Origin of the sequence: Anabaena catenula FACHB-362 (assembly GCF_014698735.1) — a bacterium.
Lineage (GTDB): Bacteria > Cyanobacteriota > Cyanobacteriia > Cyanobacteriales > Nostocaceae > Anabaena > Anabaena variabilis_A.
This window is the reverse complement of the sequence record NZ_JACJTQ010000003.1, coordinates 141109-157454: the sequence shown is the minus strand read 5'-3', so window position 1 is coordinate 157454 and position 16346 is coordinate 141109. Positions and strand designations below refer to the sequence as shown.

The 16346-nt window shown below is 36.5% G+C and carries 14 protein-coding genes and 1 CRISPR repeat array; of the genes, 12 read left to right on the top strand and 2 right to left on the bottom strand.

Going from position 1 to position 16346, the window contains the following annotated elements:
- Nucleotides 1-318: 318 nt before the first annotated feature.
- Entirely contained in the window at nt 319-1452 is a 1134-nt protein-coding gene (gene cas6, locus H6G68_RS03940; RefSeq protein WP_190905453.1) for a CRISPR-associated endoribonuclease Cas6, read from the bottom strand.
- Nucleotides 1453-1494: 42 nt separating this feature from the next.
- A CRISPR array of direct repeats spans nt 1495-2870; the repeat unit is 37 nt; unit sequence GTTTCAGTCCCCTTGCGGGGATTAGTTATGTGGAAAC.
- Nucleotides 2871-3284: 414 nt separating this feature from the next.
- Nucleotides 3285-4613: a TIGR03985 family CRISPR-associated protein gene (locus H6G68_RS03935; RefSeq protein ID WP_190905452.1), complete on the bottom strand. Its 1329-nt coding sequence runs from the start codon at nt 4611-4613 to the stop codon at nt 3285-3287.
- Nucleotides 4614-4712: 99 nt separating this feature from the next.
- On the opposite strand from H6G68_RS03935, the gene H6G68_RS03930 reads away from it, so the two are divergent.
- The 12 genes from H6G68_RS03930 (at nt 4713) to H6G68_RS03875 (ending at nt 16162) form a co-directional block, all read left to right on the top strand.
- A complete protein-coding gene (locus tag H6G68_RS03930) occupies nt 4713-5018 on the top strand; it encodes a CRISPR-associated protein Csx3 (protein ID WP_190905451.1) in 306 nt (101 codons plus the stop codon).
- Nucleotides 5019-5080: 62 nt separating this feature from the next.
- On the top strand, nt 5081-6013 hold the full coding sequence (locus tag H6G68_RS03925) for a CRISPR-associated protein Csx3 (RefSeq protein WP_190905450.1): 933 nt from the start codon (nt 5081-5083) through the stop codon (nt 6011-6013).
- Nucleotides 6006-8354, top strand: a complete 2349-nt coding sequence (gene cas10, locus H6G68_RS03920; protein ID WP_190905449.1) for a type III-B CRISPR-associated protein Cas10/Cmr2 — start codon at nt 6006-6008, stop codon at nt 8352-8354. The genes H6G68_RS03925 and cas10 overlap by 8 nt, the downstream gene beginning before the upstream one ends.
- On the top strand, nt 8351-9073 hold the full coding sequence (locus tag H6G68_RS03915; RefSeq protein ID WP_190905448.1) for an RAMP superfamily CRISPR-associated protein: 723 nt from the start codon (nt 8351-8353) through the stop codon (nt 9071-9073). The genes cas10 and H6G68_RS03915 overlap by 4 nt, the downstream gene beginning before the upstream one ends.
- Nucleotides 9060-10307: a type III-D CRISPR-associated RAMP protein Csx10 gene (gene csx10, locus H6G68_RS03910; protein WP_190905447.1), complete on the top strand. Its 1248-nt coding sequence runs from the start codon at nt 9060-9062 to the stop codon at nt 10305-10307. The genes H6G68_RS03915 and csx10 overlap by 14 nt, the downstream gene beginning before the upstream one ends.
- 2 nt (nt 10308-10309) lie before the next feature.
- The gene (locus H6G68_RS03905) at nt 10310-10816 is read left to right on the top strand and encodes a hypothetical protein (RefSeq protein WP_190905446.1); all 507 of its coding nucleotides are present in this window, start codon (nt 10310-10312) and stop codon (nt 10814-10816) included.
- A 32-nt stretch (nt 10817-10848) separates the two neighbouring features.
- On the top strand, nt 10849-11994 hold the full coding sequence (locus H6G68_RS03900; RefSeq protein ID WP_190905445.1) for a putative CRISPR-associated protein: 1146 nt from the start codon (nt 10849-10851) through the stop codon (nt 11992-11994).
- 20 nt (nt 11995-12014) lie between these two features.
- A complete protein-coding gene (csx7, locus tag H6G68_RS03895) occupies nt 12015-12878 on the top strand; it encodes a type III CRISPR-associated RAMP protein Csx7 (RefSeq protein ID WP_190905444.1) in 864 nt (287 codons plus the stop codon).
- A 123-nt stretch (nt 12879-13001) separates the two neighbouring features.
- Nucleotides 13002-13964, top strand: a complete 963-nt coding sequence (locus H6G68_RS03890; protein ID WP_190905443.1) for an RAMP superfamily CRISPR-associated protein — start codon at nt 13002-13004, stop codon at nt 13962-13964.
- Complete coding sequence (locus H6G68_RS03885; RefSeq protein WP_190905442.1) at nt 13949-14461, top strand: hypothetical protein; 513 nt, start codon at nt 13949-13951, stop codon at nt 14459-14461. The genes H6G68_RS03890 and H6G68_RS03885 overlap by 16 nt, the downstream gene beginning before the upstream one ends.
- 1 nt (nt 14462) lies before the next feature.
- Nucleotides 14463-15536 carry an RAMP superfamily CRISPR-associated protein gene (locus tag H6G68_RS03880; RefSeq protein ID WP_190905441.1) on the top strand — a complete coding sequence of 358 codons (1074 nt, stop codon included), beginning with the start codon at nt 14463-14465 and terminating at the stop codon, nt 15534-15536.
- A complete protein-coding gene (locus tag H6G68_RS03875; protein ID WP_190905440.1) occupies nt 15536-16162 on the top strand; it encodes a hypothetical protein in 627 nt (208 codons plus the stop codon). Before H6G68_RS03880 ends, H6G68_RS03875 begins: the two co-directional genes overlap by 1 nt.
- The last annotated feature ends 184 nt before the right edge of the window (nt 16163-16346 follow it).

Below are 16346 nucleotides of genomic sequence, written 5' to 3'. Positions count from 1 at the left end.
AGCAGATTGCAGGTAAATGATTTACAGTAATATAGCAGAATTCAGGAGTCAGGAGTCAGGAGTAAAACTGGCTTGGTGTCTAGGTTTCAATTTTGATTCTGTACCTCATTGATCTGCAATCTGCTGTATTAAATCAACTGCTTCTCATGTACCCTATATAAAGTGTTATTCTAAGAATTACTCTGACACTCACTTGCATTGCATCGTTCCCTGTTTAACATTGGTTGAAGTTGCTATTCCTCTCTCTCCCGAAATATTTGAAACCTAGAATTGACAAGGCTTTTCAGCTTCTATTTCCGTTTTCGTAGGGATCTCGGCTCAATGCCTATCTTTAAGCGCCCGACGAGCTAATTTAACGTAGGTTTTCACTGTGGTGTAAGGTATTTCTAAATCCTCAGCTATTACTTGTAATGATTCCCCCATTTCTCGCCGTGCTAAAATTGTTGCCCATGTTGTAGCGATTTTTTCGGTGCGTTCTCCCCCAGTTCGTTTGCGTTGCGCTGTAAATATTGTTGTTAATTCCTCAATGCGTTCTGGGAGCAAGTTTGTTATTATTCCGGAGGATGTCTTTAATTCTGGTTCTATCCATTCTAAGCAGGTTTGTCCGAGTCCAAAAGTAGTTTTGTGGCCTGTTCCACAGTAGGGAGCAAGTTGGACTAAGGCATAAAATAACTGGGTAAACTCAATGTTAGTTAAAGCACTTTTACTCAAACCCAAGGAAATTGCCCCTGTAAAACCAGTCACTGAACCACGTTTACCAGCTGCGACTTTGACTGATTCTAAGCGGTGTTGATGAATGATGACGTTTTCATCTATCCAGTTTAGAAAAGCGTCTTGTTCTATGGACATTCCTGAAAAATCATTCCAGCGTCTGAGGTAACTATGGAAAAGATTGAAGGGAACAGGAAGGGGGAAATGATGCCCTTTGCGGCGAAAACTGGTAGGGGAAATAAAACTCAGATTAATGTTTCTGTGGTTTCCCATAGATGATTGTAGTAGTTGGCTATAAGTAGTTGGTGAATTGACAATACTTATCTGTTTTACTTGTAAGGAAGCATCCCTTAATTTCAAAGTAGTTGGAGGTTGGTTTAACCACTGACTCAAGAACTGAACTAATGGTTGAGAAATGGCGTTAATCTGCCAACGATATATATGATTTGCTTGTAGTTGTAGTTGTTTTCCGGTGGGCAGTAGTTGACCTTCGAGGGCAGAAATGTTAAAAGGTTTTTCTGATTCGCCATCATGCAGATATGCTGAAAGGGTTGGGTTAATTTGCCGCACCTGGTCTAGAAACCAAGCATGAAGTCCAATGGTATATTGCGAGTATAGGAATGTGGAATTGGTGACTTCCAGGTCAAAGACTAAACCAACTAATTCAGTATCATCAGCCCATACCAAAGGGGTATTTTTTGATGGGGTTTTGCGTTTGCTAGATGTAGCTGCTCTTGGCATTTTTTTTGATGCTACATGATCTTATGCTCAGTATTTTACTCTGTTTCAGTCCCCTTGCGGGGATTATTTATGTGGAAACTTGGAGGGGCAAAAAGAATCTTTACAAGAACATTGCAATGTTTCAGTCCCCTTGCGGGGATTAGTTATGTGGAAACTATTGCAGATACTGCTGTTGGCATCGTTATCGTTCCCTTTGCAATGTTTCAGTCCCCTTGCGGGGATTAGTTATGTGGAAACCAAAAATGCTTGATTCTCGCACACTTTATTACATCAATTTGTTTCAGTCCCCTTGCGGGGATTAGTTATGTGGAAACATCAAGCAAATATTATATTCAATCTTACGAAATTTTGTTTCAGTCCCCTTGCGGGGATTAGTTATGTGGAAACAGGAAGGTAGTAGAACAAGTGCTAGATATCCAAGGACAGTTTCAGTCCCCTTGCGGGGATTAGTTATGTGGAAACGAGTTGAATATAATACAGCAGGAGGTATTAGAGATGTTTCAGTCCCCTTGCGGGGATTAGTTATGTGGAAACTACCGTTGCTGTTTCTAGCGTTGCCGAAGCTGTAGCCGGTTTCAGTCCCCTTGCGGGGATTAGTTATGTGGAAACCTATTAGTACTTCAACTGCTACTCCAACAATTCTAGTTTCAGTCCCCTTGCGGGGATTAGTTATGTGGAAACAAAGGGATTACGCTGATCTGCACCTGAAAAAGTAAAGTTTCAGTCCCCTTGCGGGGATTAGTTATGTGGAAACAAAATGATTTACCTTGTACTCATGATGCCTTGGATGGTTTCAGTCCCCTTGCGGGGATTAGTTATGTGGAAACAATCAGATCAACTGGTCAGGGTCGAGCAAACAGTGTTTCAGTCCCCTTGCGGGGATTAGTTATGTGGAAACTTTCAGTTTTGATTGGTTAAAGGAAAGATTCAATGGAAGTTTCAGTCCCCTTGCGGGGATTAGTTATGTGGAAACTTTCTGTCAGTTCTGGTGGTTCCAAGTTGTCAATAAAGTTTCAGTCCCCTTGCGGGGATTAGTTATGTGGAAACATCAAGAGATTTAGATCCAATCGTGGGAGTTAGCTGTTTCAGTCCCCTTGCGGGGATTAGTTATGTGGAAACCTGACTTATCTTTAGGTCTAGCTCGTAAGGTAGGAGCGTTTCAGTCCCCTTGCGGGGATTAGTTATGTGGAAACTTGCTAATCCCATTGCCGGATTACTTCCACTAATTGTAGTTTCAGTCCCCTTGCGGGGATTAGTTATGTGGAAACAACTCCAAACACATCCTGAATGCAGCATAGTCAGTATAAAGTTTCAGTCCCCTTGCGGGGATTAGTTATGTGGAAACATAGCCCTTTCAATAATTCCATAGGCATCTAATTGTGTTTCAGTCCCCTTGCGGGGATTAGTTATGTGGAAACCCCGTCATCTGAAACATAATCTGCGGGCGGAATCCAGGAGTGATTTTGGCAGACCTCTCAAAAAACCTCATTTCAGGCTTTGGGTTAACTGCCAACTGAAACTAATGAAACGCTGAAAGTATTTAATTATCTAGGTTCTGGCGATTTGGCGAATCCCTGGGGTTTTTGACCTCGCTTCGGTCTGCCAAATTTATCCTTATATTACAGCATTTTTCATGTAATTAGACCACACTCTTGATTCCTCTTGACTCTTGATTCCTCTTGACTCTTGATTCCTCTTTGCGCCTCTGCGCCTCTGCGTGAGACAAAAAAATGTGGTTCATTTACCCGAAAATCGCTGTAAAAGTAAAATTTAGCAAGTTACTTGTCAAGATTTATTTGTTTACAAATAGTGAAGCATTCATTATTGACTAATTATATATGATAAAAACCTATTTCTTTGGTAATATCAGCCGCAATTCTTTGTCTTAAATCATAAGGTAATAGAATTTCTACCTTCGGTCGCCATGCTCGTAAACGCATAATTACATTATTATCTCCATGTCGATATTGAAGACTATAATAAGCATCCTTTGGTGAACGATTCTCCATAACTTTTAATAATTCTGCCTTTTGTTCTGAATTAATTACAGAACTTTGAATCAAACTTTTCGCTTTTTGGTAGCCAATCAATTTAAAAGTGTTATGCCGAGATGTATCCTGAATGTAGCGGTCATGATAATCTCGCTCAAATCGTAACAGCATCAGTCGAGATTCCAAATAAAAATCAAATCCTAATGCTTTATCCATTTGCAATTCTATTTCTTCTGAGTTTGGTAAATTCCTCTGGTGATAACGCTGTTGTAAAGTCTTGGGAATGCCAGGATTTGTCCATTCAATTGGTGTAATATTTTCAATTCTATCTAAACGAAAGTTATACCAATCTGTTTTTTTATCAGGACTTTCGCCAAAAGCGCACAAATAAACTGCACGTTGCACATAGTAAATACAGACTGGATAAACCAAACATTCTACAGAGTCTTTTAATCTGGCACTATTATAAATTAAACTGATTGGTGGTACTGGAGTTTGTGACCAGAGTTTTCGGAGTTCATCCTGCCAATTTTCAACCTGGTCTATAGCAGTCACAACATAGTCTAGTTTAAAAAAGAACCGCTGGACACCACCGATTTTTTGAGAGAGATTCTGAGCAATTTCTGCTAAATCTTCTTGATTGAGAAAATGTAATTCATTATAATTGTGTTTTATGGTGATGGGACGAGAAGGTAAATATTTGACTCGATGATATTTTTGTTCTCGAATTTCTAGCCAACCTAATTCTTCTAAGATTTGTAAATCTGCTTGTAAGGAACGACGAGTTACGCCAAATAATCGTTTATCGAGGATTTCATCTAAATTAGAGATATGAACATGAGATAATAAACAGTGTTTCCAATCTTCTGGATTCAATCCAGTTTTGGCATCAAACAACCAGTCAGCGGTAGTTTTTGCACAATTACAGTTAGGGTCATGGAATTGAGGAATCGCTTCTCCTTTGGGGTGTGTGGAACTGAAGAAAGCGTTTTTCCAGTCTGCCAAGGTAAAACCATCCTCTAAGAATATCTGGTCTTGACCTTCTCCGTATAAAGAACATAACCACACCCACAAACGAACTGCACGCAGTAGGTTTTGTTTGAGAGAACCGCGTGCTAACCATTGCAACAGTTCTACTTGGGGAACATCAGAAAAAATTTGCTCAGACACTTATCTAGGATTTTGGGTATAAGTCCAGCATAGACCAATCTGGAATAGGCTGCTTCCAGTGCCATGTATGATGTGATTGTTACTGAATCACTAAAGGTAATGACTACTTACAACATTGAGTTAAAAGACGATATTTTACGGGTTAGTTTTGCTGAACCTGCCCAAAATGACCAGATTGTCAAAGATGCTGCTATGCGGTTGGAGGAAATGTCACGGTCGGGGGAACTGACTGGAGGACAACTGCTGAAGATTAATGGCCCCGTTTCTATACCTGTAGCTTTTGTGTTGGCACATAAATTAGCTCATATTTACGGTGCAATTGGTTTTTTTGACCCAAAATTACGTAAATACGTGATTTGCATCACACACAATCCGGCCTATAAACTGGGAGACTTAATTGATTGAAGTTGTAATTAACGAAATTACAAGGGTCTTGTCTTAATGATTTTCTAATTCAGCGCCATTTAATGAACACTTACCATATCAGTTTAGACGGTGACGTTTTAAAAGTAGGATTTGGCGCTACCCTGACCACAGGTGACAAAATTGTCCGTGATGTAGCAGCTAAGTTAGACGAGATGATTGCTGCTGGGGAGTTACCAGGTGGTTCTTTAATTAAAATCAATGGCAGAATCACAGTATTAGTGAGTCAGGTATTAGCAGATAAGTTATCAAAATTGTATGATGCGATCGCTGTGTTTGACCCGAAGATTGGTGAACCAGGAATAGATAGATATGTAATCACGATTAGTAAAAACGCTGATTATCAAGTTGGGGATACTTTGGATGTGGTGCGAACAAAGCAGTCATCAAGTATCAAATTGGTAATTTGTGGCTTTGCAAATACAGGAAAGACTTGCTTCCGGGAAGGTTTAAAACAAGCGTTGTTGCAGATTCCTAATGCACCAGAATCCTATGTGTTTTCTGGATGTCCAGATGGAGATGGTTCATGGTTTGGGGAAACTGCACGACGTGATTTGGATTTAGCCAAGAAGTTAAAAGCAGAGTACAAAGCGAGATTTACACCAGAGTTTGCAGAACGCAAAGCACAGGAAGTCAGGGGGATTAATACACCAATATTTGTGTTTGATGTGGGGGGGAAAATTTCTAATGCTAACCGTTTGATTATGGGTGCAGCGACTCATGCAGTGATCTTGGTGAAGGATGAGGGTGAAATTGCACCTTGGGAAGAGTTGTGTCAGTCGCTGGGTTTGTCGGTGGTGGCGATTATTTACAGTGATTATGACGGTGTGGAGGATGTGATTTCTCAGGAAACGCCGATTCTGAAAGGTAGTGTGCATCGGTTAAAACGTGGGGAAGATGTTTCTAGTCGTGCGATCGTTCAGGCTTTGGCTGGGGTTTTAGTGGGGTTAGTTTCAGGAGAATCTAAAAATGGATAAGATGAATTCTATTAGTATTGCGATCGCTTGGTGTCTAGCTTGGGGTAATGAACGTCAACCGCAGTTTGATATTTCTGTTTTACAGGAAATGCGGGAGGCTTTGAATAATGGGAGAGATGTACCAGAAGCGGTTAGAGAAATTGTTGAACAGGTTAGGGAATTTCAAGGTATTCCAGATGATTATTTTCCGCCAACTCTGGACGAGTTAAAGCAGAAATATTCTAATTTATGGAATCCAAATACTAAAATTGGTTTGGTTTATGGTGGTGTAACTAAAGTTAAACAGTATGTTTTTGAATCATCAAAAATTCAAGAAATTCGTGGTGCATCAGGTTTGTTAGATAGAATTAATATAATTGATTTACCAGCATTTTTTAATAAAACATACCAATCAGAATCAGATAAAAAGGACGAAAAAAACAAGTACAGTATTCAATGTAACGAAGTTAAACAATGGTTGAACGAAAACTTTAATCAAGATTATAAATTATCAGAAGTTCTCATTCCCGAACTCATCATATATTCAACAGGTGGAAATATTCTTGCTTTTTGTCCTGCTGCTTATATTCATGAATTAGCTGATGCTATTGAGAAACGCTATACTACAGAAACATTAACAGCTAATTCCTGTGCAGTTGGTGATAGATTTAGATTATTAGAAATTCGGTTTGGTCTACTCAAAGAAAAGATAGAAGAGACACCTTGGTTAGATTGGTATCATCAGAATTACAAGAAACCAATAGTTCAGGCTTATTTTGGATATCCCAAAAATGACCAGGAACAGTTAGAAGTATTTAAAACCCGTAAAAGCTTTAATGAAATAACTACCAAATTAGCGGTTTTATTTAATCAACGTCGTAGCGGTAATGATATTCCTGGACGTAAAACCACCCGCCGTTATCCACCTATGCTTGAAACCCATCCTTATTTAGTCAGAGATGGAGTAGAAAACCGTTCTGCTATTTTACAAATAAACAAAGAAGGTAGAGAAGTAAACTTTTCCGAAGCATCAGTTAGAAAATATCTTTTTGGTGATAGGGCTAAAGATGGTGATCCAAAAGAACCACAATGGTATATTAATTCCCAGTTGGAATGGCGTAGAGGCATAGTTGAAAGTTGGGTAGATAGATTTAATGAATTTCTCAGTGAAAATCCTACTTATAAAACTAAATACTATGCAAATTTAGAAGCAGGTGTAAAACCCAGTGATGTAAAAATAGCTCAAACTCTGACTCATGTTAGTAATGCTAGTAAAGGTTTTATCGGTTATATCTATGCTGACGGTAATAACATGGGTGGATATATCCAAAAAATTCGGAAACCAGAGAAACACAAAGAATTTAGTCGAGATGTGGACTTAGCGACACGATATGCTGTTTATCAAGCATTAGCTGAAAACTTGCACCCCCACACACTCAAAAATTTAAATGATGAAGAATCAGAACTAGAAAATGGTGATATAATTCATCCTTTTGAAATAATTACTATTGGTGGTGATGACATTTTAATTGTTGTACCTGCAAATAAAGCCTTAGAAATTTCTCAAATGATAGCTGAGAGATTTGAAGAAATTTTAATCAAGAAAATTGAATTAGCGGAAATTCAAATTCAAGAAAGAGAAAAGCGCATTTTAGGTAATTATCAACTCAAATTTGATAAACCATTTGAACCACACAAAATTCACCGCTACCAACCAGCAACAGCCAAACGATCAGAATGTGAACTTAGTACATCCATCGGTGTTTTGATTACTGCTGTTAATACACCCATTTACTACGCCCAAGACTTAACAGAACAGTTACTAAAAACTGCCAAAGAACGAGCTAAAAAATTGAAGAAAGTAGGTTATTACGGGGGAACAGTAGACTTTTTAACACTAAAATCTGTGACAATGATTGCATCCAATGTAAAAGATTTTCGCACTGAAGCTTTAACTATAGAAACTTCCCCCAAATTAAAACTATACGCTGCACCTTATACTCTACATGAATTAGGGGGATTACTTAAATCAATTTCAGCATTGAAGAAAGCCAAATTTCCTAAATCACAACTTTACCAAATTCGTAGTTTATTGGAACGTGGTAAACATACAGCAATTCTTAATTATCGTTATTTTCGCGTGAGACTGAAGCAAGGACAAAAAGAACTAAAAACCAATTTTGAAGATGTTTGGTGTTTACCTAAAGATGATACGAATAAAGGTAATTTAGCACCTTGGATGTATGATAAAGAAGAAAAAACTTATGAAACAATTTGGCGAGATATGGTTGATATCTATGAGTTTGTAAAATCATCAGAAGATGAAGAATCAGCAATTTTAACTGCGGAGGTTGAGTCATGATTAAATTAGAACAACTATCTAACTCAATTCAAACCTATCCCATTACAGCTATCATTGATACAGCTTTATGTATTGGTGCTGGTGGTTCTTCTGGTTCACTCGCAGATAAACCCATTGTTCGCAACGCAGAAAGAAATTTACTCATTCCCGCTTCACAATTAAAAGGACGTTTACGCCATGAATGTGAGAAAATTGCCAGAGGTTTAAAATGGGATATTTGCTGTTCTCCCAACCCGCAAAGTATGTGTCCACAAAGAGCAGGTTTAGATGGTAATTTTGCCAGAGAAGAATATCAAATATCAGAAGATGATAAAAACCATCATTGTTTAGTTTGTCAAATATTTGGAAATCCTGTTTTACCTTCTCGCATTATGTTTGATGATTTAATTTGCGAAGAAGATGCAGAAAATTTACCAGAAATTATTCGTCCTGGTGTCACTATTAACCGTCGTCGTCGCACTGCGGAAGAAAGTAAACTTTACTTTTTAGAAACATCACCTGCAAATACAAAACTGAGATTTACAGGAAATATTTATTTATCAAATGTTCCAAATTATGCAAGTCCACTAATTTTAGCAGGATTACGACATATTAACGCTTTAGGTGGGAGTAAATCAGCTGGTTTAGGTTGGTTAACTTGGGAATTACCTAATTTACCAATAGAAGCAAAAGCATGGGAATTTTTAGCTAAAGGAGTGGAAAATAATGAAAGAAATTGAATTAGAAATTAAAGCTTTATCTCCTTTAGCAATTGGACGTAAAAAACCAGGAGGAAATATAAGTGAAGCTGAAACTTTTATTCCTGGTTCAGCAATTCGTGGTGCTGTTGCTAGTCAGATATTAAAAGAAGCAAATCAAGAAATTGAAGAAGGTGATGATTTTTATAAATTATTTTTGAGTGAAAATCCAGCAATTTTTCAAAATGCTTATCCAGGGAATTTAAAAATTGATGATTTTCATATCATTAAAAATAATGTTGGAGTGTTACCCGCTACTGTACTCAGTTCTAAACGAGACTCAGGGTTTAAATCAGAAGAAACAGATAAAAATGGTGTCTTTGATACTTTAATAGACAGATTTTGTGCTGAAAATTATAATCAAATCTATGATCCAAATTGTCCAACAGAAAAAACTACTTATGGTGAAAGAGTAGATAGTTTTAGTGGCTTTTATGCTGAACATAATGATGAATACTATAGTGCATCTGCAAAAACTCGTTTATTAACCAGAGTCGGTATCAATCGCCGTCGTGCTGCTTCTGAAGAACGGGTACTTTACAGTATTGAAGTGTTGAACGAATCAAAAGAACAAAAAAACCAACCTGTAACATATACAAGTAAAATTTTAGTACCCAATGATTTAGCAGATTCTCTTTACACATTTCTTCATAATCATCAAGATAACTTTCGTTTAGGGGGTGCAAATTCAAGAGGTTTAGGAAAAGTAAAAATAACAGCTAAAAAAGCAAGTGATATTCATTTAAATTTAGATGAACGTATTAATAAATTTAATGTGGGATTACGTACAAGATGGAATGAATGGGGTAATATATTTGGTACGATATCAGAAATACAAAACGATAGAATTCATTTCACAATTGATTTACAGGCAGATGCGATTTTAACAGAAAATTGGCAACATACAACGGTCATTTCTGAAGCAATGCTACAACAGCTTACAGGGGTGAATGATTCATCTTTAGAACTTCATTCTGCTTATAGCAGTTATGATTACCGTTCTGGTTGGAATACCGCTTGGGGTTTAATGAAAGATGTAGAGTTAGTAACAAATAGAGGAGGTGTGTATTTATTTAGTACAGATAATAAAGAGTTGTGGTTAAAGGCTTGGGAAGACTTGGAAATTTATGGAATAGGCGATCGCACTTCCGAAGGTTTTGGACAAGTACAAATTTGCAATGAATTTCATAATGTATTAAGAGAGGAAGCTGTTTAAAAATGATTGAGTTAACTAATGTATTAAAAGAACAACTTGCTTTAAGAGTTGAAAAAGGTATCACCAATCAGATGGATGAGATTATCCGAAAAATGGGAGAACTATCAAAAAAATTTGCAATAGCAGGAAAAGATAAAAAATCACCATTTAGAAATGTACTTGGTGTTTCTGTTGATTCTAGTTCTTCTCTAGAAGTCATCAAAAATTATATTCGTTACCAAATTGGTAGAAGTGGTTCAAGTCCTATTTGGACGACTCCTAAAGATCAAGAAATATTTGCAGTAGCTTTAGTTAAAGAACTAGATGATCTGAAGCAAGATGCAGAATTAATAGTAAAAAATGTACAAAAATGTATTCCCAAAGGTCATAATTTAGAGCCGTATATAGAGGATAAGAATAACCAGCATCAATTGATAAAACATATTCATATGAAACTTGTGCAGCTATATCTAGGCTATTTAGCAAGAGAACATACAGCCTCAGTTGGTGAACTCAATTTAAACAAGTAAACTATTTACATACAAGTAAGAGGATTTTAAATATGTATCGTTTTGTGGTATCAACAGTCGGAACAAGTTTACTTACTAATCAAATTCGCCAAAAAGCAGACCCAAAGAATTGGAAAGAATTGTTAGATAAAACTGCTCATTTAACAGACGAGCAAATTAAACAATCATCTCCAGAAATTATAGATATTCTTTCAGAACTCACAAGTAGAGCAGAAGAACAACTGAAAAGTGGTAATACTTTAGAGATAAAAGAAGCAAGCGCAGAATTAAATGGCATCTATAGCCTCTATGAAGATAACGTTGATAATGGTAAACTAGATTATCACTGGTTAATAACTACGGATACTGCACAAGGTCAAATTACAGCAAAAATAATTCAAGGTTTTTTAAATAAAAAAATTAATTGTATTGAGATATATACACCTTATGAGCTTTCTGTAAAAAATACTTCAAAATTCAAACCAGGAATTGATGATTTAATAGATTGGCTTTCAAAGAAATATAAAGAAGCTAAAAAAGATGGTTATGATATCTACTTTAATTTAGTTGGTGGTTTTAAAGCAATTCAAGGATGTATGAATACTATCGGTATGTTTTATGCTGATAAAATTATATATGTATTTGAGGGTTCATCATCTAGTCTAATTACTATTCCTAGATTGCCAATTACTGTAGATTATGAACGAGTGAAAAAACACCAAGTCAATTTGGCTTTGTTAAATGCAGGTGCAAGTTTATCTCCTTCGCTAACTGAAAAAATTGAAGAAGCATTAGTCGCAGAAATTGATGGAAAGATTACAATTTCTAATTGGGGACAACTAATTTGGCATCAGTGCAAAGATAAATTTTTATCATCAGACTTATTAGATTTTCCAAAAATAGATTATGACGACACATTTCGCAAAGATTATAAATCTATTAATGATCCACAACACAGAGTAAAGCTGCAAGAAACTCTAGCTAAAGTCTCATATCAATTTGAAGAATCAAATGGAGATACAAGAGTTTTAGGAAAGACTGTTAGTTATTATGCTTATCAGGGTGCAAAAGATAAGGAAGGTATTGATCATTTTTATGTGGGAATACAATTTCGTATTAGCTGTAAAGTTGTAAATGGAAGATTAAAATTGCGACATTATGGAACACATGATTATGTTGAAACAAAAGAGACTAATTAAACTAATAGGATAATTAAATTATGTTCGACACATTCAAAAACCGCCTAGAAATCACAGGTAAACTCACCACAATCACCGCATTACGCATTAGTGCAGGACGTTCCACCGAACCCATAGGAACAGATTTACCCGTCATCAAAGACGCATTAGGACAACCATTAATACCAGGTTCAAGCTTCAAAGGTGCATTAAGATCCCGTCTTGAAAGTTTCCTCAGAGGAATTGATGATAAATTTGCAGCTAACCCAGCAATTCAAGAAGAGTGGTCAATTACATCTCAACAGATGAAAGAATTAAAAGAAAGTTTTGATAATGACCAGCTTTTAACTGAAGAAATCATTAAAAAAACAGATTTAATATCTCGTTTATTCGGTTCTCCCTGGATAGCAAGTAAATTTCAAGTCCGCGATTTAATCGTACTACCTGACACCTGGTTTGGACAATATCAAGAACGAGACGGAGTATCAATTGACCGAGACACCGAAACCGCAGCAGATGGTAAACTTTATGATTTTCAAGTAGTACCAGCTAGTACACAGTTTGAATTTCGTGCAGTGGTGGAAAACGCAGAACCTTGGGAATTGGGATTATTAATGATTGGGTTACATCAATTTGAAACAGAACAAATTCCCCTTGGTGGTGGACGTTCTCGCGGTTTGGGAGTTGTTAAACTAGATATAGAGAAAATGGATTGGCTTGATGTTAATAATAATCCAGAAAAATTATTAACTTATTTGACAGAATTAGTTAATAGTAAAATAGGAGATAAATTACCTATTTATCAAGATGCTAACGATTTTAAAGATGTTTGGACTAAAGCACTTATCAAACGTTTAAGGGAAAATATACCCAATCACCCGCCCAGAACTGAAGTTCCGGGCTAATAGCAAAAGTCCGTTAAAACGGACTGAATCTATAGACAATAGTCGTCTTGAGACGACTTCCGCTATTAGCCTCAGAATTCATTCTGAGGTGGGCTATAAACTTGACATTCTCAACTGAAAATTATGCACAAGAAATTTGTTAATCACTGCACCATAGATTTAACCATCATTCCCGATGGACCAATTCTCATCAAATCTGGAAAAGAAGGTGCAGACCCTACAAATCCTGATATGGAATTTGTTAGAACATTTCATGAGGGTGGATGGTCAATTTACTTACCAGGAAGCAGTTTAAAAGGTGCTATTCGCGCTCATGCTGAAAGAATTGTCCGCACGGTTGGAAGTGATACTAATACAAAAAAATTATGGGCAAGTGACCCCATAAAAGGTGATTATTTACCTAAAGATTTAGCAAGTCACGAAATCTATAAACAATCTTCATTTACTGACCAAATCTTTGGTAATACCTCTATCGCTAGTCGCATTCGTATTGAAGACGCACATCCAGTTGATATCAAACAATTGAGATTAGAAGAACGGAATGGTGTAGCTATTGACAGAGTTTTTGGTTCTGTTGCTGTCGGACCCTTCAATTATCAAGTGTGTACTGCTGGAGAATTTAAAACCAAAATACATTTAAAAAACTTTACCCTTGCACAGTTAGGTTTAATTGGTTTAGTATTACGAGATTTAAATGATGGTTGGTTTGGTTTAGGTTTTGCTAAATCTCGCGGTTTAGGAACTGTGCAAGTTAAATATAATTCTGCTGTAGTACAGTATCCGGGATGTATATTAGATGATGAAAATAAAAAAATTCGTCAATTAGGAAACAATAAAGAATGGGATTGGACTTTTTTACTAGGTGCTGGTGAGTTTTTATCTTATACATCTGAAAAATTACAACTAGAACAAAATTATGGTTTTCTCACATTCGATAGACAAGATTCTCCAGTCCGTGCAGAACCTATGGATTTAGGTTTTGGTGTACAGATGAAATGGAAAGGTGATACAGAAGCAGGTGTGAAAGATTTATTTATGCGTGCGGTTCGTTCTTGGGGTGAGGTTTTAGGATGTACGACAACATGATCAAAGGATATGTATATCACAGGCAATTTGTATTATTGGATGAACTCAATAATTTAATTACCCAAATTGCTAAATTACCAAAGAATTATTACTTTTTACGCTATTCTCATGGTGTGAGTGGAATTTGTCAATATTTACCTGCTGAGAGACGAGAAATAGAAGGACAGGTTTTTAATTCTCTCTGTGAAATGCGATGGAAAAAATATAAAACTGGCTATGAAGTTTTAATTCTTAGTAACCAGCAATTTAAATTAGAAGAACAGCAATTTAAATTAGAAGGATTTGAAGAATTAACAGGTAATTGGGAAATTTGTGATAGAGATGCCTTTTGGCACAACCCAGAAGAAACAAGGTTTCCCAAAGGTTTCATTTTTAAAGATGAAAATCATCAACTTATCAAACATGAAGAAATAACAAAAAAAATACCAATCAAGCAAAGATATTTCCAAGATGCTGATACAGCAACTATTCATTTTATCGCTTTAACGGTTAACTAAAATGACAGATATACCCAAACCTAAGCCACGAAAAGCCGTATCTTCTCAGCCAGTATCCCGTGATGATTCGACGGTAAATAACATAGAAAAACCATATAAATTCGTTGCTTTTCCACAAGAAAGACCGCGTTTAGAACATCCTGCTGGACATGATAAATTTGATAAAAATCGTCTGCATGGAACTTTATTTTTAAAGCTGACAGTTAAAACCTCACTTCATGTTTCTACTGGTGTAGTAGTTCCTGGTAGTGATATTTCAACTCGCGTACCTTTGATTAAAACAATGGTGCAAGGAGTTGATAAATATCTGATTATTCAAGGAAGTTCTCTTAAAGGTTGTATTCGTTCTGTGTATGAAGCAATCACAAATAGCACCCTTGCAGTAGTTACTTCAAGATATCGGGATAAAATATCCAACGAAAGATTACCTTGTCCAAATAAAGAACAATTATGTCCTGCTAGTCAAGTATTTGGGGCTTTAAATTGGCAAGGATTAATAGAATTTAATGATGCTAAATGCGAAAGTATGGGTTTTAATACGGGATTTATGCCATCCTTGTATCGTCCTCGTCCTGAACCCGGAAGCGCATATTTTAACACCAGGGGAAAAGTTGCTGGGCGTAAGTTTTATTATCATACAATTCGCGCAATTGAAAAAGGACAAAATCAAGGAATTCCAGTTCAACAAGCTGCTAGAGAATATAGTTTTACAACTCAATTGCAATTTAAAAATCTTAAACCTGAAGAACTAGGAACATTATTTATTATTCTGGGACAAGATTCTAATTACCCCATAGCTTTAAAAATTGGTGGTGGTAAACCCATTGGAATGGGGACAATGACTGTAGAACTTACCCAAGCTAAGATATTACAAAATTTTGAGGATTTGCGATCGCACTATTGCAGCTATACCCCTAATAAAGATCATCTTCTTACAGGAGAAGCACTGCAAAAATTTATCGAAACTAAAATTAAAACTGCACATTCCCAACTCGTGCAACTTCCCCAACTCCAACAACTTGCAGAAGTTCTACGCTACCCAACTGACCGCAAACCACCTGAAGGAATGTATTGATGTTAACTACAGAATCTTTAACAGAAACGGAATCCCAACTTGCACATAATTTAGCCATAACTTTGGTTAAAGAGGAAACTGATGTTAACGAAGTAGGAAAAGTTATTGCATATCTGCGGAGTATTGTTACCCAACCCGACGCAGGACGGCGATTTTTTAACTACCTGAAAACTCTTGTTACTCATGGTAGACAAATTGGACACAGTGGACGCACCGCAGGCTACTACCGTAGTATAGAAAGTGCCTGTAATCAATATCTGCAAAATCAACAAACAAACGCCCAGGCTATGTTAAAAATATTAGGCTGGGCTATGCGTTTGATGCGCTATTACAAGTTTATTCCGATTGAGGAAATTTCTGTTGCTGAGGTTGAAGAAATTTCTGAACGTCAAGCGGAAATTGCGGAAGTTATTAGTAGTCAGAAATTCACGGTTGGGCAAATTCTAGAAGCTATGGTAACTGCAAAAAAAGGGAATAAAGTAACTTATGAAATTTTTGGAACGATTAAGTTGACTGAGAAGGAACCTAAAAAAGCAGAATTACTTTCAGAAGGACAAACCCTCAAAGTAGAGGTTTTAGACATCAAGGAAGACGGTAGTATCCGCAAGGTTAGGAGTATTGATTAAATAATCTGATGATTTGGCACTGACCTTTTAGTGATAGTAATATGGATATATGGCTTTTACAAGCCAGATTTAACCGTAAATTCAAATACTGGAAAATCAGGGATATAAGTATGAGTGAGTAATGACAGGCTTGAAATACACCAATTGATGTAGCCAATTTTGTCAGGTAGTATCCAGCCTGATA